Annotated in this window: 23 protein-coding genes and 1 pseudogene; 17 read left to right on the top strand and 7 right to left on the bottom strand. The window is 32.9% G+C overall.

What is annotated here, in order from left to right:
• From HRU49_RS11145 to HRU49_RS11125, 5 genes are all read left to right on the top strand, one after another.
• A partial coding sequence (locus HRU49_RS11145) for a carboxypeptidase-like regulatory domain-containing protein (protein WP_296357153.1) occupies positions 1-657 on the top strand: 657 nt, incomplete at its 5' end.
• Positions 658-670: 13 nt separating this feature from the next.
• Positions 671-1,678 carry a transglutaminase domain-containing protein gene (locus tag HRU49_RS11140; protein ID WP_296357151.1) on the top strand — a complete coding sequence of 336 codons (1,008 nt, stop codon included), beginning with the start codon at positions 671-673 and terminating at the stop codon, positions 1,676-1,678.
• A 122-nt stretch (positions 1,679-1,800) separates the two neighbouring features.
• Positions 1,801-3,450: a serine hydrolase gene (locus HRU49_RS11135; RefSeq protein ID WP_296357149.1), complete on the top strand. Its 1,650-nt coding sequence runs from the start codon at positions 1,801-1,803 to the stop codon at positions 3,448-3,450.
• Positions 3,451-3,621: 171 nt separating this feature from the next.
• Complete coding sequence (locus HRU49_RS11130) at positions 3,622-4,206, top strand: Crp/Fnr family transcriptional regulator (RefSeq protein WP_296357146.1); 585 nt, start codon at positions 3,622-3,624, stop codon at positions 4,204-4,206.
• Positions 4,207-5,609: 1,403 nt separating this feature from the next.
• Complete coding sequence (locus tag HRU49_RS11125; RefSeq protein ID WP_296357144.1) at positions 5,610-6,845, top strand: DEAD/DEAH box helicase; 1,236 nt, start codon at positions 5,610-5,612, stop codon at positions 6,843-6,845.
• Positions 6,846-6,950: 105 nt separating this feature from the next.
• Here HRU49_RS11125 and HRU49_RS11120 read toward each other — a convergent pair whose 3' ends face one another.
• The 4 genes from HRU49_RS11120 to HRU49_RS11105 are packed head-to-tail and all read right to left on the bottom strand — an operon-like array spanning position 6,951 to position 9,804.
• The gene (locus HRU49_RS11120) at positions 6,951-7,589 is read right to left on the bottom strand and encodes a hypothetical protein (RefSeq protein WP_296357143.1); all 639 of its coding nucleotides are present in this window, start codon (positions 7,587-7,589) and stop codon (positions 6,951-6,953) included.
• Positions 7,590-7,591: 2 nt separating this feature from the next.
• Positions 7,592-8,773, bottom strand: coding sequence for a hypothetical protein (locus HRU49_RS11115; protein WP_296357141.1), 1,182 nt, complete (start codon positions 8,771-8,773; stop codon positions 7,592-7,594).
• Complete coding sequence (locus tag HRU49_RS11110) at positions 8,757-9,272, bottom strand: hypothetical protein (protein WP_296357139.1); 516 nt, start codon at positions 9,270-9,272, stop codon at positions 8,757-8,759. The genes HRU49_RS11115 and HRU49_RS11110 overlap by 17 nt, the downstream gene beginning before the upstream one ends.
• Complete coding sequence (locus HRU49_RS11105; protein WP_296357137.1) at positions 9,256-9,804, bottom strand: sigma-70 family RNA polymerase sigma factor; 549 nt, start codon at positions 9,802-9,804, stop codon at positions 9,256-9,258. Before HRU49_RS11105 ends, HRU49_RS11110 begins: the two co-directional genes overlap by 17 nt.
• Before the next feature lie 126 nt (positions 9,805-9,930).
• Between HRU49_RS11105 and HRU49_RS11100 the strand changes: the two genes are divergently transcribed.
• Positions 9,931-11,253 (top strand): hypothetical protein, encoded by a 1,323-nt coding sequence (locus HRU49_RS11100; RefSeq protein ID WP_296357134.1) that lies wholly within the window; start codon positions 9,931-9,933, stop codon positions 11,251-11,253.
• Here HRU49_RS11100 and HRU49_RS11095 read toward each other — a convergent pair.
• Positions 11,250-11,654, bottom strand: coding sequence for a hypothetical protein (locus tag HRU49_RS11095; protein WP_296357133.1), 405 nt, complete (start codon positions 11,652-11,654; stop codon positions 11,250-11,252). The two genes, HRU49_RS11100 and HRU49_RS11095, sit on opposite strands and share 4 nt — an antisense overlap.
• The gene (locus HRU49_RS11090) at positions 11,641-12,225 is read right to left on the bottom strand and encodes a sigma-70 family RNA polymerase sigma factor (protein WP_296357131.1); all 585 of its coding nucleotides are present in this window, start codon (positions 12,223-12,225) and stop codon (positions 11,641-11,643) included. Before HRU49_RS11090 ends, HRU49_RS11095 begins: the two co-directional genes overlap by 14 nt.
• A gap of 144 nt (positions 12,226-12,369) precedes the next feature.
• Between HRU49_RS11090 and HRU49_RS11085 the strand changes: the two genes are divergently transcribed.
• From HRU49_RS11085 to HRU49_RS11075, 3 genes are all read left to right on the top strand, one after another.
• Positions 12,370-12,714 (top strand): DUF6249 domain-containing protein, encoded by a 345-nt coding sequence (locus HRU49_RS11085; RefSeq protein WP_296357129.1) that lies wholly within the window; start codon positions 12,370-12,372, stop codon positions 12,712-12,714.
• Positions 12,715-12,813: 99 nt separating this feature from the next.
• Complete coding sequence (locus HRU49_RS11080) at positions 12,814-13,791, top strand: hypothetical protein (RefSeq protein ID WP_296357127.1); 978 nt, start codon at positions 12,814-12,816, stop codon at positions 13,789-13,791.
• Entirely contained in the window at positions 13,784-14,140 is a 357-nt protein-coding gene (locus tag HRU49_RS11075; protein WP_296357125.1) for a hypothetical protein, read from the top strand. Before HRU49_RS11080 ends, HRU49_RS11075 begins: the two co-directional genes overlap by 8 nt.
• 2 nt (positions 14,141-14,142) lie before the next feature.
• On the opposite strand, the gene HRU49_RS11070 is transcribed toward HRU49_RS11075, so the two are convergent.
• Positions 14,143-14,823 carry a M15 family metallopeptidase gene (locus HRU49_RS11070; protein WP_296357123.1) on the bottom strand — a complete coding sequence of 227 codons (681 nt, stop codon included), beginning with the start codon at positions 14,821-14,823 and terminating at the stop codon, positions 14,143-14,145.
• Positions 14,824-14,855: 32 nt separating this feature from the next.
• On the opposite strand from HRU49_RS11070, the gene HRU49_RS11065 reads away from it, so the two are divergent.
• The 8 genes and pseudogenes from HRU49_RS11065 to HRU49_RS11030 all read left to right on the top strand — a co-directional run.
• Entirely contained in the window at positions 14,856-15,461 is a 606-nt protein-coding gene (locus tag HRU49_RS11065; RefSeq protein WP_296357120.1) for an alpha-ketoglutarate-dependent dioxygenase AlkB, read from the top strand.
• 374 nt (positions 15,462-15,835) lie between these two features.
• Positions 15,836-16,762 (top strand): alpha/beta hydrolase, encoded by a 927-nt coding sequence (locus HRU49_RS11060; protein ID WP_296357118.1) that lies wholly within the window; start codon positions 15,836-15,838, stop codon positions 16,760-16,762.
• A gap of 293 nt (positions 16,763-17,055) precedes the next feature.
• Complete coding sequence (locus tag HRU49_RS11055) at positions 17,056-17,916, top strand: SPFH domain-containing protein (protein ID WP_296357116.1); 861 nt, start codon at positions 17,056-17,058, stop codon at positions 17,914-17,916.
• Positions 17,917-17,918: 2 nt separating this feature from the next.
• Positions 17,919-18,092, top strand: coding sequence for a hypothetical protein (locus tag HRU49_RS11050; protein WP_296357114.1), 174 nt, complete (start codon positions 17,919-17,921; stop codon positions 18,090-18,092).
• A 10-nt stretch (positions 18,093-18,102) separates the two neighbouring features.
• A complete protein-coding gene (locus HRU49_RS11045) occupies positions 18,103-18,261 on the top strand; it encodes a DUF4177 domain-containing protein (RefSeq protein WP_296357112.1) in 159 nt (52 codons plus the stop codon).
• A complete protein-coding gene (locus tag HRU49_RS11040) occupies positions 18,261-18,770 on the top strand; it encodes a hypothetical protein (RefSeq protein ID WP_296357109.1) in 510 nt (169 codons plus the stop codon). The genes HRU49_RS11045 and HRU49_RS11040 overlap by 1 nt, the downstream gene beginning before the upstream one ends.
• Positions 18,763-18,942, top strand: a complete 180-nt coding sequence (locus HRU49_RS11035) for an Arc family DNA binding domain-containing protein (RefSeq protein ID WP_296357107.1) — start codon at positions 18,763-18,765, stop codon at positions 18,940-18,942. The genes HRU49_RS11040 and HRU49_RS11035 overlap by 8 nt, the downstream gene beginning before the upstream one ends.
• Positions 18,943-19,008: 66 nt before the next feature.
• Positions 19,009-19,248: pseudogene (locus HRU49_RS11030) on the top strand (DUF819 family protein); the annotation flags it as partial.

Genomic DNA, 19,248 nt, shown 5'->3' with positions numbered 1-19,248 from the left:
ACACCTTGCTCAGAGAATTTTAATGAATTTAAGTCTACAGCAAAAGGTGGCTTTTGTGATAGTTGCCACAAAGAAGTCATTGACTTTACCAAATTTAAAAATGATGAGATCGCCTCATATTTTAGATCGCATTCCTCTCAAAATACTTGTGGAAGATTTACTTCTAAACAGCTAAATCATACGTACGAAAAAGGCGCTCTGAAGAGGACGTATTATAGCCATATTACAGGAATCGCATTGACATTTCTATCCCTCTTTTCTATTAGCTCAGCTGAAGCACAAGAGGCGAATAAAACAACTGATGCCAAAAGCGATGATACTAAATCAGAAAAAATTAACAACCTTGATAATATCACAGTGGAAGGAACCATATTTACAGAAGAAGATGGGCTACCACTTCCAGGCTGCAGCGTCATGCTACAAGGTTCTACACACGGAGCACAAACTGATTTTGATGGCTACTTTAAATTCCCAGTTAAATTGAAAAAAGGTGATGTGCTACTGATTAGTTATGTAGGTATGAAAACCAAAAAAGTAATAATTACCAATCCAAAATCAGCAACTAAAATTAATTTAGAAGCTGACATGTCTTTAGATGATGTTGTCATTGTAGGTGAAGTTGCTGTTAAAGAGCTATTTAAGTCAAAAAAGAACTAAAACATTTTTTAAAATGAGAATTAAATTAATTGTTCTTTTTCTTATCTCACACCTTTTAATCGGTGCTCAAATTTCGGATTTTGAAGACGTTGATTTTACCAAAGCCGAAAATCTTGCTAAGATGAATGAGTGCACGAATATTGATAATCTCCCGTTACTAACTCATAAATTAACGTACTCACTTTCTACAGACATCGAGAAATTTAGAGCCATTTATTTTTGGGTTTGCCATAACATTAAAGGAGATTATTACCAGCACAATCTGGTAAATAGAAAACGAGAGAAATTCAAGAATGATAGCTTAAAGTATATTACGTGGAATAACGCGTATAAAAAGATCGCATTTAAAAAGCTCCGAGAACAGAAAAAAACCATGTGTACTGGTTACGCTTACCTCATTAAAGAGATGGCATTTATTGCTGGCATAGAATGTAAAATTGTTGATGGTTATGCGAGGTCATTCGAAACCAATGTAAATACTTTAGAATCTTTTAACCACTCGTGGAATGCGGTTTGGCTAAACAATAAATGGTATTTGTGCGATGCAACATGGTCTAGCGGATACATGCTAAATGGTAATATTTTTGTAAAGGATTACAATGACGGTTACTTCTTAGCAGATCCTATTTTATTTGCTAAGAATCACTTTCCGATTGAAAAAAAATGGTTTCTGAATGACAGTTTAAAGCAAAAGACTTTTACTCCAGAACCCATAGTGTATGGTGCAACCTTTAGGCATCAAATCATTCCAATGACTCCACAGCCGTTATATTCAGATGTCATAAAAAATGATGAAGTCACCTTCACCTTTAAAGCGCTTGATGATATTGATATTAATGATGTTTCATTGGTTCAGGTTCTTAACAAAAATCACAGAACCTTTAAACTCTATGATTTAAAAAATAACGATGGTATAATTTCATTCAATTATAAGTTTAAACAAAAAGGAACCTTCGACCTACATTTAAAAATCAAAAATGATATTGTGGCCTCTTATAATTTTAAGGTTAAAAAATCATAAGTAAGTCAGAAAAATTAAAACTTACAGTCTGAAATTAAAACACTTAGATGATCTAAGTGTTTTTTTTTGTAACTTATTATCTTGAGTATCGTCTCATTTAAAAACAATCAATCTTTATCATCATGAAAATTCATCATTACGCTTTATCCTTAATTTTTAGTGTCCTACTGCTTCCCTTACAAGCTCAAGATTTAACACAGCAATTTGACGACATCGTTGCTAAATATTATCAAGATGACATGCCAGGTGCAGCTGTTTTAGTTGCCAAAGAAGGCCAACCTATTTATAGAGCTGCGGTTGGAAAGTCTAACCTCGAATACAACATCGATATGGTGCCAGAAAATGTATTTATGTTGGCATCAATCACCAAACAATTTACAGCTGTTGCCATCTTAATGTTTGAGGAACAAGGAAAACTCAGCCTTGATGACCCTATAACTAAATTTATTCCAGACTATCCTACCAATGGAAAAACCATAACTGTACACCAGCTTTTAAACCATACTTCAGGTATAAAAAGTTATACAGGAATTGGGAATCTCGTAAAAGTGGCTAGAAATGATAAGACCTTAGATGAACTCATAGACTACTTTAAGAACGAGCCAATGGATTTTGATCCAGGTGAGGCTTTTAGATACAATAATTCAGGCTATGTACTTTTAGGAAAAATAATTGAAGTCCTTAGCGGAGAGACTTATGAAGACTTTATTGAATCCAAAATATTTGACCGTTTAGGCATGAAAGATTCTAGATATGGCAGTAATAGTGAGTTAATACACAAAAGGGCGATGCCTTATGAAGAAGGCCCAAATGGTTATGTTAATGCCAATTATTTAAGCATGACTCTACCACATGCTGCAGGCTCGCTCATGTCTACCGTTGATGACTTATTAAAATGGCAAAACGCCTTAACCAATAACACCCTTATTAAAGCGTCCTCATTAGACAAAGCAATTAACGGGTCAGAGTTAAACAATGGTGAGCATATTGATTATGGCTACGGCTTAGCTGAAATGACTTTAAAAGGTTCTAAGGGTTATACACATAGCGGCGGAATATTCGGAACCTCTACCAATGGCATTTACATGATAGAAGAAGATGTTTATGTTATTGGACTTAGTAACTGTAGCTGTAATGACATTGGATCACTTACACAAAACCTTGCGGCTGCAGCTATAGGCAAACCCTACCCAACACTAAAGGATGTTGTTGAACTCACTAAAAGTCAATTAGAGCAATGGGTTGGAGCTTACGAGTTTGAGGATGGCTCAGTAAGACATATTTTCATGAAAGATGGCGCACTTAAAAGTATGAGAGAATCAGATACCAATACGGTCTTTGATATTTTCCCTTTATCTGAAGACCGATTTATGTTTGAAGAAGGTACCATTGAATATAAGTTCTCTAAAACCGCAGATGGTAAAAAACAAGCCCTATTTATAACAGATTCTGAAAGCATTGGTAAAGAAATACAAAAAGCCATGCCAAGCGCACGCAAAGAAATTGTACTAGCTAACGCTATATTAAGTTCGTATGCTGGAAAATATGAATTAGCACCTAATTTTATGGTAGACATCACTGTAGAAGGCAGTAAAATATTTGCTCAAGCTACAGGTCAAGGACAGTTTGAACTTTTTGCAGAAGATGAAATAACCTTCTTTGCAAAAGTTGCAGGAATAACCGTAAAATTTAATACAAACGCAACTGGTAATGTTGAAAGTTTTACCCTTTTTCAGGGTGGTGGAGAAACTTTAGCAAAAAAAGTTGAGTAAAACAAGTAGTATTTATTCACAAAAAAAGACAGACACCGATATCTAAGTATATTAATACCAGTTTTTTACACCACTGTTAAATATTTAAAAATAAAATGTTAAATTAACATAAATTAATACAACTATGAAAGTAATTACTTAAATTTAACTAGCTATTAATTATATTTCATTGTGGATACTGACGAAATAATTATTAAAAAATTATTTAAAACGCTAGTCTTTACACCTGAAGAACTCAAACTCATTAAGTCACTTTTTATAAAGGTGTCTGTGTCGAAGGGAGACATTTTGATGAGTCCGGGTGATCATGTAGATTCTCAGTTTTATATTATAAAAGGCTGTCTAAGAACCTTTCATATTGATAGTCATGGCAAAGAGTATACTATTCAATTCGGTATTGATGACTGGTGGATGAGTGACTATACAGCATTTTTTAGAGGTGGAACAGCAATTATGACTGTAGAAGCACTCCAAGACTCACATCTGTATATGATTAATCGAGAAAATAAAGACTACCTGTACAAACAAATTCCCGAAATAGATAAATTTTTCAGAATAAAATTAGAGCGTGCCTTCGGCACATTCCAAAGACGAATTTTATCCAGCCTTTCTATGTCCGCTGCAGAGCGATATGTTGATTTTATGAAATATTATCCTGAATTAGCCAAATGTTTAAAAAATTACCATATTGCTTCGTATTTAGGTATTACTACGGAAAGTTTGAGTAGAATTAGAAAAGAACTTGTATATAACTAAATTTTTATCATACATCAATTGACAGAACGTATTCATACAGTATGTTTGTCGATACCCTAACAATATTAATTTAAGTTATCCTAAGGATTAATAGCCGAAAAGCGCGAGTTAAAAAACTGGCGCTTTTATTTTACAACTTTTAAATCTTAATCCACTCACAATAGCTAATTAAAATTCGCGTAGAATTTTCATTAAAAAAATACACTGACAAGTATTAGACTATCTTTGTTAGGATCTAGTAGTCTTTCTTGCAAAAAAGCAAGACAGTACTGATACTATTTCCCAGGAAAACACGTCTTGTAAACTTAATTTTTTTTGTTTGAGGCGGTACTCGTTTTTTCAGAGGTCATCAGATTGTGTATGTCTAATCTAGAAGACAAGAGTAAATACATTTACATTAGGAAAGACCATACCAAGGGCCTATGACGATCTTTATAAAAGTTGAAATGCAAATTGGCAATTGGCAATATAAAGGTTAATCTTAAAACCTTATAAAACAAAATGTTGTCATCGACAATTGTAGTCGTAAAATATCATGAACAAAAGCAGTGCTAGAACTACTTAAAGAGAGCCTAACAATAGACAACATACATACATCCTATATAGGTTCCTTCTAACCATACTGTAACGGAAATATAACGAAAGACACAATAGCTACCCTAGAGGTATCTGAAGGTTTGGTATAAAACGAAAAGTATGAGATGGGCTATGGGGTTAAGACTGTAAACTCTGAACTCATCGTAATCAACACCTTTGTAAAAAAAGAAACTGTTAGTAACCGACCAACGTATATGTTAGGTCCTGAAGACCGAAGGAATCGTTTTATTCATTGGCCTGTATGACTAGCAAAAGTAAGTGAATATCGAGTTTCATGTAAAGTGAAGTATCTGGCAAAATATATTGATGTACGTGATGTTACAGAATAGTTGCTTAGATCGGCCGAGAATACAACCCATTGAATTAATAATGATGTAGAACCAAGTAAAAGTCAAATCATGTAGTAATTTATAAAAGAAGTAGCTAAGCTTTTTGTACAAAATGGTCTATTTTTATGGTTGATGGTTAAAAATCCTTGATAAAAATACCATCTACAGCTCGATTTTATGGATAATGCCAGATCAGAGACATTATCACTTTGAAAGAGTTTCTAATTAAAAGTCATAGCTACTTGATTAACCTTATGACCATTTTATGAGACTTCAAAAGACACCTACAATTAGTGGAATTAAGATAAGGTTAATCCTAAGCATAAATCTCAATTCAACACGTATTTAAAGCTCATACTAACCAAAGAAAAGCAAATGATTGCCAAATGAAAATAAATAAAGGGTTAATCTATTTTTATTTTGCTCTAAGTCCTTTAGACAAATTAGTTTTCGTTTACCTTTGTTGAAATTTATTAAATGTCCTTTAAAGACTTAAAACTCATAAAACCACTATTAAAAGCTGTTGAAGCTTCAGGCTATGCCTCACCAACTTTAGTGCAGCAAAAAGGCATTCCTGCGATATTAGATCGCAAAGATGTTATTATTTCTGCTCAGACAGGAACTGGAAAAACTGCCACTTACGCTTTACCAATTTTGCAACAATTGTTTGACAGGCAAGATGCACCTAAGCGTGGCAAAAAAATAAGAGCACTAATTATTAGTCCTACACGTGAGTTAGCCTCACAAATTAAACAAAACTTTAAGTCTTATGGTCAATTCTCAAACCTAAGAGCTTATACCATTTTTGGGGGCACTTCAATTGAGCCACAAGTAGATGTGCTTAAAAAAGGTATTGATATTTTGGTGGCCACACCAGGACGTTTGCTCGATTTACATAAACAAGATTTTATAAATTTGGATTATGTTGAAAATCTAGTGTTAGATGAAGCGGATCTTATGCTAGCCTTGGGGTTTATAGATGATGTAAAAAAGATTGAAAGACTATGTCCAGAAAATAAGCAAACCTTATTGCTTTCTGCCACCATGCCCTATAAAATTGAACAATTGGCTAATGGTATTTTAAAAGATCCTGTTCGAATAGATGTCACAGTAACTAATAGTATCACTAAAGACATTAGTCAGACCTTATATTATGTACCAAAGCGACGAAAAATAGAGCTTTGCTTACATCTATTACGAAATGAGATAAAGGGCAATGTTTTAATTTTTAGACGTACTAAATTCGGTGTAAAAAAATTAGAAGATCGACTTGCAGAAAAAGGCTATCGCGTAGACAGTCTACATGGAGATAAAAACCAAAGTGATAGACAGACGGCATTAAATAAATTTAAAAATGGATATGCCAAGATATTAATAGCTACTGATGTTGCTGCTCGTGGTATTGATATAAATGAATTAGATAATGTTTTAAATTTTGATATGCCAAATGTTGCTGAAATCTATATTCATAGAATTGGTAGAACAGGAAGAGCTGGCAATATTGGAAATGCCTATTCCATGTGTTCTGCTGATGAAAGAAATTATATAAAAACAATAGAAGCACTTATAGACGTTCAAATTCCTATTATTCAAGATCATCCTTATCCCTTAGACCCCAAGGCGAAGCCCCCTGTCCACAAAAAGAAAGGTAGCAGATACAAAAAGGGACGAAAGAGTGCAGCTTCAAAGAAAAAGAAAAAGCGCTGGTACTAGACTAGATTGCTAGACTTTTAGCTTTTTATATTATTAAATAAAAGCGAAAAGCGCAGTACTAATCGCTAATGGCTAATGGCTAATGGCTAGTATCCAATGACGAAACTACTCGAATTTCATTTCGAACAGGAGGTAATGTTTTATGCCAAATTTTCGACCCCAATTTTCAATATCCTCACCAGAAGATCCAACCTCGCACCAGGATTTTGAACCATCCTCTCGTTCATAAGGTAAGATGTACCCTAACAGATAAAACCTTTTATTATATGCTATATCTAAATTACTTTCATCAGCTAAATTCCTGAGACTATAATCATCAGATTCAATAGCATCGAACTTTTTTTGAATGCTAAACCTTGGAAATCTGATAGTCATTTTGAGCTTATTATCCTCATCTAATTTTGCTATAATAGTCATATTAAACACAGAATCATTTAGCGTTTCAAACTGGTTTATTCCAATAGCTCGGCTATTAATTACTGTTGTATCGTTTACAACTTTGCCATCCCAAATCTCCTTTACGGTTAGATGATAACCCTTTCCAATTAAAGAATCTCCTCTGAATTGTAATTTCATATAATCAATGCCCTCAAAACTCAAAACATCGCCTAATTCAGAATCCTTAGTTGAATATTGTGTTTCCATTGTCAACCCTTTAGGCAGGTTAAAATCGACTTCACCTTCTTGTGCTAGTAGTGCTCCGAAGCAACTTAATGCAACGGCTATAATTTTAATTGTTTTCATATTTAGTGGTTTATTTTTTTGATATAGTCACTATGAGAATAGATAATACCATGGATAATATCAAAATAGATTCTACCAGATAAAGTTTCTTCTGCATTCGGTTCTTTGATCATCATGGTATATTTTTCTCCTTTACTTGTTGGTTGCATACTAATTTGAAAATCGCCATTTCCTAAGAAGTTTTTTGTGTTATTTCCAATAACTTTCAGGCTATGATTACGTTCTGGATAGAAAAAATGAATTTTCGAATATTCTGAATATAAATTAAAGCGATCAAAAAAGTCAGACCAATTGTAAAACCAGTACTCGCTGTTAAAATCAGTTATGACGGTGTTCTTTCCCATCTCTCCAATTTCAATTTCTGAAAATTCTGAGTCAATCTTAGCCTGCTCGATACTTCCAATTTTACCATTCTTCACATTTTTAAAATCGTAATGACCTCCGTAAATTCCTTCAACTTCAAAACTTGCATCATTAATTCTGATAACATTATAATTATTAAACAAGGCTTTGGTTTTTAAAGTACCTTTTCTAATTGCAATTGATAATTCGTTTTGTAGATTATTTAAAAAATGAATACCTGAATTTTTCGCATTAATATTAAGGCTTACAAATGGTGGTACTCTTATTACAAATACACTGCGCATAATATCAACATCGCCCTTTCTGATATTTGATAAATTACCGTCTTTATCTATTTTTTTAAACCTTCCATTAATGTATTGAGGGGAATTCTTAGACCACAACAAGCGATTGTTCTTTCTTATTTGCTGCAATAATGAATCTTTTGATTTTCTAATAACAGTATCGCTTTTAGAACCTATGAAATCATCATCGATATACAAACCATGCTCCGAAACCAGTGTAAAACTCTGAAACGCTATTTGACTATGACTTTTAGCATCTAAATTAACAATGTTATTAGCATTAGTAACCTCAGCTTTTAAACCGTCTAATGTACTTTTAATTTGTTTTTTTGAGTAACCCTCGAACTCTAGCCTGTAATCGAAATGAATTTTACCATCTGTTGACTCTTCTAGCGCAACATAAATATTTTCAAAGTTTAGAACAATAGAAGAGTTTTTATTTACTGCTATACTTTCTCTTAAGACTTGATGTCGTTGTCCGTAAGTTGCTGCTGATATGATGAGCATCAGCAAGAGCAATTTAAATTGATTTTTCATTCTGTTCGTTGTTTTGATTCAAAATTTTGATGTGTTCTTGAATATCCTTTAACAGTTTTAATCGAGTCTGCAAGTTCTCGACTAGCGACTCAATTACCACTATATTATTGCTATCTTGATTAAATTGTGATGAAATCTCTTGGTAGTCTTTATCTAGTTCGTTAAGCCTTACCTTAAAGCGCTCCACTAACCTTTCGTCTTCTGTGAGAGCGACAAAACTTTGCCATTCTTTTTCTATATCCTTTAAGTATTTTGCTTCTACAGCTTCTATTTGTGCTAATACTGAAGACGTATTTTGCGTTGTTGCTTTTGTATTGGCCAAGTTAAATCCTAATACTAAAACAACGACTGCAACTGCAACTGCTCCTATCCAATAGAATACGTGCGATTTTCTTTTTGGTTGACTTTGAAGTTTTGTTAAAAACTCTTCTCTATGATTATTTGGAAGCGCCTGAAAGGTCTCTTCTTCCTTGAATAAATCTCTAATATCTTGCTTCATTGTAATGTGGATTTAATAGTTCTCTTAATTTTTGTTTTCCTCTTCGTAATTGCGTTCTTGAAGTCTTAACTGGTATATTTAATATTTCAGAAATTTCTTCGTGATCATAGCCTTCGATGAGATAAAGTTTCACAACAACTTTGTACTTATCCTTTAAACTTTCCACAGCTAGTAGGATATCTGCTTTAGTTATAGTACTATCGAATTGCCAATTGTCGTCATCTATAACCTGAAGGTTATCTACGGTATCATCTACCAATTCTAGCTTTCGTTTTTTCAAAGTATCTAGTGCCTGATTAATTACAATACGTTTTAACCATGCACCAAAGGTTGCGGTTGGCTCGTATTTATCAATATGTATAAAAGCCTTTAAAAATCCCTCTTGCATGGCATCTTTTGCTTCTTCAATATCATCCAAATAACGACATGCAACAGTGAACATCGCTTTCGCATATTGGTCATAAACCTGCATTTGAGCTAATTGGTTTCCCTTTTTACAGGATTCTATTAATGTATGTATTTGGTTAGGCATTTGGTTTGGTTAGCATCTTTGTATTTAAAAACGATAGCAAGGTGAAAGGGTTTCAAATTTTGACGAAATAATTTCAATTTAATAGAATATGAGTAAATTTAAACGAATTTAAAATTAACTCAGATTATGAGTAAGGATTATAATAATCCAGCATTTAAAAAGCTCTTAGAGAAATTACAAGAAGAGAGTTGGCAATTAGAATTATTAATTTCTGGTTTTGCCATTTTTGGACTTTTTACAGCTTATGATTCAATAGTATTTTATTTTAATGAGGCAGATGCTACAGGTCAAGAATATAAAAAAGTAGCTTTTACAGTGATACGTATTTCTTGTATAATTCTAATCTTTAGCTTGCTTGTTCATGTATTATTAAGAGGTCTTTGGATTGGTGCTTTAGGGTTACGTTATGTCTCAGGTGAAATTGATTATGAAGAGCTGAACTACAGTGAAAAATTTACACGTTACCTCAAAAAAAAGGTTGGCTCCTTTGACAAATATATTGGGACGTTAGAGAATTACTGCAGTATTATTTTCGCAGCATCATTCCTATTGATTTTTTATGTCTTAGCGATGACAGGTATCATCAGCACTATTGGATTTATTGGGAATAATATAATAAGTAGTGAGTGGCTCCCTGAATGGTTAAGACTTTGGATAGGTGTTCCGCTAATTCTATTTGTAGTATTTGGAATGATATTAACCTTTATAGATTACATTACGCAAGGCTTTTTGAAGCGTAAAAAATGGATCTCTAAATTCTATTTTCCGTTTTATTGGGTCTTCAGTTTTATTACCTTATCATTTCTGTATCGTCCTATTGTTTACAATTTTCTAGATAATAAATTCGGGAGACGATTTACTTTAATTCTCTTCCCATTATTTATTATAGTCGCACTTTCGTTTTCATTGCGGTACAATTTTTCGAATTATTTTAGTTCTAAAATAGCATCAAGTGACTACATTTCCAACAGCGAAAATTATGAAGACTTAATAGATGAGAAATCTGGGTTTATCGATAACGTAGTTATACAATCTAAAGTAATTAAAGAGCACTACATTAAACTGTTTGTACCTTACTCCGAGGGTATTGAAGATCGTGTGTTTAATTTCAATGAAGGACTACGACCAAAAAAAGACATACGTGGTTTAGATACTGATGCTTTTAGCAGTGGAGATAATGGCTTTATCACTAGCGATAGTTTAAGGCGAGAATACTTAGCAACGTTTAATAAAATCTATTACGCAAAAATTGACACTACAATTGTAGATTCTGAATTTATAGTGAGTCAGACTAAAAAGGGAACCATGGGTTTTGAAACCTTTTTACCTACAGACAACTTAACTAAAGGAAAACATGTCCTTGAGTTTAAGCGAATGGGTTTAACTAATAATAATGATACAATTTACCTAAGCTTAAGAAAGATTCCATTTTGGTATTACCCAGATTAAAAGGATAATCTGTTATTTACATAATGCTTAAGTAATGGAATTTGAACACTTACCATGATTGCAAGGAATAAAATTGAATACATTAAAGTACTTGAGAAGTCAAACGATATGTCTTGTAATATATTCTGATAGTCTTGCACTATTTTATACTTCTCAGTTAAACTTTCAGAACTAGAAGAGCCATTAAACAAGACATAACCTACAAGAATTAAAAACCCTGTAGCTATTGCGTAAAACACAGATTTTGGGATTAATGGCTTGTAAGTAGTTATTGAAGAATCAGAAAGTGCTTCAACTTGAGCCATAACCTTATCTGTAAAGTCAAATGATGGCTGTTCTAAAGCATCTGCTTTCATTAACTTATTTACTAAATCTTGTATTCTTTTATCATCCTTTTCCATAACTCATATTATTTTGTGGTTGCAAATACTGCTCTAAAATTACAGCTAATTTTTTTCGTGCTCTAAATAGTTTTACCTTGACCGTGTTCGCTTCAATATTTATGATTTTAGATATTTCATCTAACGATAATTCTTCAAAATAAAACAGGGTCAATAAGGCACTACTATCTTCTGGCAACTTATTTATACAATTCTTTATTAACACACTTTTTTCTTCTTTAATAATATTATCTAGAGCGTTATCTATAGTATCTAACTTATTAAAGGTGTACTCATCTATAGCAACATTATTATGGTGCTTTTTATTCTTTTTTATAGTGTCTAAGCAGGTATTATAGGCCACCTTATAAATCCAAGTAGAGAATTTAGAATCACCTTTAAAATTATCGAGCGACTTAAACACCTTTATAAACGTATCTTGAGCAACTTCTTCAGCTTCCTCTTTATGTTTAAGCATACGTAAGGCCAACGTATAGACCAAGTCCTTATAGCGATCTACTAATTGTGCATAAGCTTTAGTATTGCCATTATTAACAGCTTCTATTAATATGTTTTCGTCGTTAATGGTCATTTTTAATTTAAGACGACACTATCATTAATAAGGTTACAGAAATTGTAAAAAAAATATTTTTCAAAAATAATTGTAACCTAAACTTAAACAGAGTCGTCATAAGCTATGAAACAAATAAAATTAATCATTTAAAATACAAATATTATGGACGAGGAAATTTTAATCCCAATTAGCTTATTCGCAGCAATTTTCGGAATGGTATACTTATATTATTCTACCAGAAACAAAGAACGTTTAGCCTTAATCGAAAAAGGTGCAGATGCCAGTATATTTAATATTGGAAAACGTACTGGATCATCTTGGAAAGTTGTTGTACTAAACATTGCTTTTCTATTAATGGGTATTGGTTTAGGGGTATTTATTGCTAACGTACTCGACAATTATACAACTTTAGACGACGACGCTGTCTATCCTGCAATGATTTTCTTAATGGCCGGAATTGGTCTGTATGTAGGCTTTACGCAAACCAAGAAAGCTTTGGGTGAATAATTACATAAAAACTAATCAATCAAAAAACAAAAACGCCTTTTATTAAGGCGTTTTTTTATGCCCTTTTTTGATGTATATTTAAGAGATAAATTTAGCCTTATGCCTAAGTACCTACTTATTTTCCTTTTATGCGTTAGCCAAATAAGCATCGCTCAAATTTCGGTTTTAGACAGTATCTCTAAACAACCGATTAGCTATGCAACGATATCCTTTGGTAATGGCCAAGGGATTTTTGCTGATGATGACGGTCAGTTTGTATTCACCAAGACCTTGTATCCAGATGTGGATTCGCTATTTATATCTGCACTTGGTTTTAAGAATTTGAATCTTGCAGTTACCAATTTAAAAAGTGAGCTCAAAATGCAACCAAAGGCCGATGAACTGAAGGAAGTGGTTATTGGAACGAAGCTTAATAGAAAGTTTAAGAAAGAAACTTTAAAACCATATTTAGATGACGACTATTATAAGTGTTGGCTTCCAACTATAGAGTCTGAAATTGCAGTTTACTTTTCAAAAAACACAAATAAAGATCAAAAGCTAACTTCAGTAATATTTCCCATAGCATTAGAATCTAAAGACTGGAACAAAAGAAAGCGCGCTAATACAGACAAAAAGAAATTCTCGACCTTATTCAAAGTTAAGTTTTATGATTATGACGATGGTCAACCAGGACAAGTGCTCACTTACGAAACAATTGTCTTTAGAGCAACCGAAAAAAATGGTGATGCTTATGAGTTAAATGTAGAAGATTATGATTTGTATATTCCTGAGAATGGCTTTTTTGTGTCTATCCAAGTTATGGGTTATACAGATAAACTTGGAAAATTACTTCCCAATAAAAAGTACAAGGAAATAAAATCTCAAAGTGGTATTGTTAAAATCCCAACTAATTTTAGACCACTACTCCCCTTTACGGATGAAGAATCCGCTAAAAACACTTTTATTAAACGCATTTTTATAAATGGTAATAATTGGGTGAAATTTGACAAGGGCAATGGTTTTAAATCAAGCTTACTAGACCAAAACCTATACAACTACGGTATTGGCTTAACATATAACACCTATAAAGATGAATGAACCATTAGGATTGTATGTAATGGCAGCTATTTATGTTGTTGCTGGTGTGATGCATTTTATAATTCCAAAGGTATATCTACGTGTGATGCCACATTACATGTCTAATCATAAATTTTGGGTTAATATTAGTGGTGTTGCAGAAGTAGTATTGGGAATTGGCCTTTGCATACCTCAGCTCAAAGACATTTCTATATATTTAATTATTGCCATGTTAATTGTGTTCCTAGTAACCATTCACTTATATATGTTCACAAGTGAAAAAGCGGCAGCTGGCATTCCAAAATGGATAATAATACTTAGAGTTCCTATGCAATTTGGTCTTATGTATTGGGCATGGATGTATTTATAGACTCATTCTATTTCAAAATCAAAATAGGTCTTAGGAAAAGGCTCCCATCGTAAGGTAAAATGCCACCATTCTTTTAGGTAATTTCTAAAATTATGTTTCAGCATAACGCTTTGTAGGAGTTGCCTATTCTTTTTCTGAGCCTCTGTAATGCCTTGATAATTGACCCAAGATTCTTGACCAAAAAAATCAAAAGGACTACCCATATCTAATGGTTCACCCGTGTTTCCGTCAACGATAGTTAGATCTACCGTACTTCCTCTACTGTGACCTGATCGTGAAGCAATGTATTCTTCCTTAAATAAATTAAGCTTTTCGACATTTGGGTAAAATTGCGATTTATTAATGGTATCCTTAAGATCTCTAGCCCAACGAATAAAATGATTCACAGCACGTTGTGGTCGGTAGCCATCATATACTTTTAAGCACAAATTTTGTGTCTGTAACTCCTCTTGAACAAGTTTAAGCTTTTCTGCTGCAGCCTTGGTAAGAATCAGTGAATTTGCCTTGTAGCCATCGATAGTATCGCCAACAAAATTATGCGTGGTAAAATAGCGAAGCTCAACATCGATATCTGGAATTACAGATTTTACATATATAAAACCTTCGGGCAATTCCTGCTGTTTGGTATATCCAAAACCAATTAACACAAAACACAAGAGGTATATGTAAGTTTTATAATTCATATCTAAGCACTAATTTAGATAAAAAATATGCTATGAATTTGTTTTCTCAAAAGAAACAGGATTTTAAACTACCTAATGCAGAAATAATTTATGCTCCAAATTTTTTTAAAAAGGAGTTAGCGGACCATTACTTTAATCGCATTAACACTGAGACAGATTGGCAACATAATGATATCACTGTTTTTGGAAAAACATATAAAGAACCAAGGCTCACAGCTCTGTATAGTGAGACAGACCAACCTTATGGCTATTCAAATCTAATCATGTATCCCAAACCATTTACTAATATCTTAAAGGGTATCAAGTCCAAAGTAGAAGCATTTTCAGATTACAATTTCAATACGCTCTTAATCAACCTATATAGAAATGGTAGTGATAGCAATGGCTGGCATGCCGATAATGAAAGAGAACTTGGTGTTAATCCTATAATTGCTTCAGTTAGCTTTGGAGAGGAAAGACCTTTTCATTTTAAACATCGCGCCATAAAGGAAGAACGCCACAAACTGATTCTTGAGCATGGAAGTTTATTAATTATGAAAGGTGAAATGCAACATCATTGGCTACATCAGATCGCTAAGACAAAAAAGCAAGTTGCACCTCGAATAAATCTTACATTTCGACAACTCATCACTATATAAAACAAAAAACCGGGTTCCCTCAAACCCGGTTTCTCTAATTTGCTTTTTTTATTATGTAAGTAGATTTAGGGTCTCTAAGTCATCATAACATAATGCAAATATTAATTAATTAATCCATTGAACTAAAAACTAAATTTTAGTACACATCAAATATAGAATTAGAATTTAATTTTACCGCTTAAAATCACTATTAATCGATGAAATACACTTTATTTTAACATTTATAGATCAAATAATGCATTTCGCCGATAAAATGCACGCTAAAAATATGCCCTAGTAAAGGTTATAAAACAATATACGTCGAAATAATTTGTTTAAAAATTAGTACCTTACTAGTAATATGCTCTAATTTTACTTTCACAATATTTAGCCCAATGAAAAGGTTGTTTTTAATTGCTTTTATCTCATTTGTTGTTTTAGGACATAGTCAAGACCACTCCTTTACAGAAAAAGAAGTTTCTGTTTCAAATCTTCTTGAAGGCACCTTATTAGAACCTTCAGATTCAGAGGAACATGTTTTAGCAATAATTATTGCTGGTTCTGGTCCTACTGATAGAGATGGAAATCAAAATTTTCTAAAGAACAATTCACTTAAGAAGCTCGCAGAAGGTCTAACAAAAAATGGTATAGCCACCTTTAGATACGATAAGCGCATTGTAAAGCAAATAAGACAAGGGAATGTGGATAATAATATGATGTTTGATGATTTTGTGAGTGATGCAAAAGATGTCTTAAATCATTTTAAAGCAAAAAATAAATACTCTAAGATCTACCTCATTGGACATAGTCAAGGAAGTTTAGTAGGAATGTTAGCAGTAGATAAATTGGTAGATGGTTTTATTTCTTTAGCTGGTGCTGGACAAAATATAGGAGACGTTATTGTAGAACAGGTAACAAACATGGCGCCTCAATTAGGTGAAGAAGCACAAAAGATTGTTGATAAACTAAAACAAGGTGAAACCACAACCGATTATCCTCAAGCTTTGGCATCGGTTTTTAATTCGGGTGTTCAGCCATTTATGATTAATTGGATGAAATACAATCCAGCTGATATTGTCAAAGATCTTAATATTCCTATTCTAATTATAAACGGCACTAAGGATTTACAAGTATCTATTGATGAAGCTAAGCTTCTTAAGCAAAGTAATGATAACGCAACCTTAGAACTAATTGAGAATATGAATCACGTACTTTTTGAGATTGAAGGAGGTGATTTGGAAAATTCTAAATCTTACAATGAATCTTTTAGACCAATTTCGGAACATCTCATAACTACTCTTACAGATTTTATAAAAGCGTAGTCTAAGGTTTTTAATCTATAAATAAAAAAAGCATCTCATAACTGAGATGCTTTTTAACTAACTAACCAACCAAATTGTAATGTCACGATTTTGTAGTGTTGTTACGTTTGTAACTATCGCTGTAACCATTACACTTAGTAATTAGCAAACCGCGTGCCAAACTTTTTTTTTAGTTTTTTTTTAATAAAAGTGTAACAATTTTTTTGAAATCTACACTAATATATTATATCTTTATGATATCATTTTAATATCATTTTGATAAGTTAAGTGATAACCAATTAAACTTTTAGATCATGAAAGAAGAAAAAATCATTGTCCCAGCAAATGGCTACTTTATGTTATTTGTTTTCCTAATCTTATTCTTTGGAAGTATTGCAGCAATTATTGCTTTTCAAACACCTTGGCCTGGGATATCAATATTCTTATCATTAGTTATGGCTTTTGGATTTGTAATGGTACAACCTAATGGTTCTCGAGTGTTACTATTATTTGGAAAGTACGTCGGAACCATCAAGAAAAATGGATTTTACTGGGTGAATCCGTTCTACACTAAAAAGAAGATTTCTCTTAGAGCGAGCAATTTTGACAGTGAACGTCTTAAAGTAAATGATAAGCTTGGTAACCCTGTAATGATAAGTACCATTTTAGTATGGCGTGTTCAAAATACCTATAAAGCAGCTTTTGATGTAGATAATTACGAAAACTTTGTACGTGTACAAACAGATGCAGCTGTGCGTAAGTTAGCAAGTATGTATCCTTATGACAATTTCGCAGACGAAGGTCATGATGAAGACATTACTCTTAGATCTAGTGTTAATGAAGTCAGTGAGGCTTTAGAAAAAGAAATAGACGAGCGTCTATCAATTGCAGGCATCGAAGTACTAGAAGCACGTATTGGTTACTTGGCCTATGCTCAAGAAATAGCCAACGCAATGCTAAAGCGGCAACAAGCGACAGCCATAGTAGCAGCAAGACATAAAATAGTTCAAGGCGCAGTGAGCATGGTAGAAATGGCAATTGAGGAGCTTAATAAAAACGACATCGTTGCGTTAGATGAAGAACGAAAAGCCGCTATGGTAAGTAATTTAATGGTAGTACTTTGTGGAGACAAAGAAGCAGCACCAGTAGTCAATACGGGTACATTAAGCCATTAATTTTGACAAAAAAACAAATTTATAGCATAGCAATTGGAAGCACCTTAGGAACAAGTATAGGCACTACCATTGGTGCAGTAACTGACAATGTTGCCATGGGAATAGTTTATGGATCGATAACAGGTATTATACTAGGTGTTGTCATTGCCTTAGTTGTTTTAAAAGAAGAAAAATAGAAGATTGAAAATGAAAGAATATAAAGTAATTACCCCTAAACTTGGATGGAAAAACAGAATCCAAAACTATGAAGATTTTTTAAATCAGTACGCTCGTGAAGGATGGGAAGTAAAGCATATAGGACAAAACTCACCATTAATCATATTTGAGCGAGATAAAAATAGATAATGAGAATATTTAAGGAACAGCAACGATTTAATCAATTATGGCTAATACTCTTAATGTTTGTTAGTCTGCTTGTACCTATTGCTTTAACTATTGGAACATATATCAAGAATCCGGATCAATTTACTGCTTTAGAGTTTACATTAATTATTGTTACTACCCTTTTAGCTCCTTGTTTAATTTTTATTTTTAAGTTAAGCACAAGAATTGACCAAGAAGGCATCCAATACAAATTCTTTCCATTTCATTTAAAATTTAAACACATCCAATGGAACGAAATTGATAAAGCTTACATAAGAAAATACGATGCTTTAACAGAGTATGGAGGTTGGGGAATCAAAGGAGGTGCGTTTTGGAAAAAAGACAAAGGCACTGCTGTTAATGTTTCTGGTGATATTGGTATTCAATTAGAACTAAAGAATGGTAAAAAGTTATTAATTGGCACACAGTTAAAAAATGAATCTGAGATGGTATTACAGACCTATCAAACCAAAATAAATAACAATGGCTAAGAAAAAAGCATTTGCATTACGTATCAATGAAGATATGCTAAAGGCTATTGAAAAATGGGCCGCTGATGAATTTCGTAGCACCAATGGACAGATTGAATGGATATTGATGCAATATCTCAAGGACCATAATAGGCAACCTAAAAAGAAAGAAACCCCTAATAAAGAAAAGTGATCTCAGAAGGTCACTTTTTTTATGCACGATATTTTGGTACTTTGCGTTACACTAAATTTCTAAAGGATGGATACAACTCCAATGTTTACAAATGATACAATTGTATTTGGGCTTTTAATGCTAGCATTAGGCTTTGTTTTTTATACTGAATCTATTAAATATGGCTTTTGGGCTAAATTCTATAAGATAGTTCCAGGATTATTTATGGCTTATATGATTCCAGCGTTTTTAACAACATCTGGACTCATTGCACCTGAATGGACAAGTCTAACAGAATCTGGTACAGTAACAGAACATAGTTCTAAC

The sequence above is a fragment of the Winogradskyella sp. genome, assembly GCF_013213975.1.
GTDB lineage: Bacteria > Bacteroidota > Bacteroidia > Flavobacteriales > Flavobacteriaceae > Winogradskyella.
This window is presented reverse-complemented; position numbering and strand designations above follow the sequence as displayed.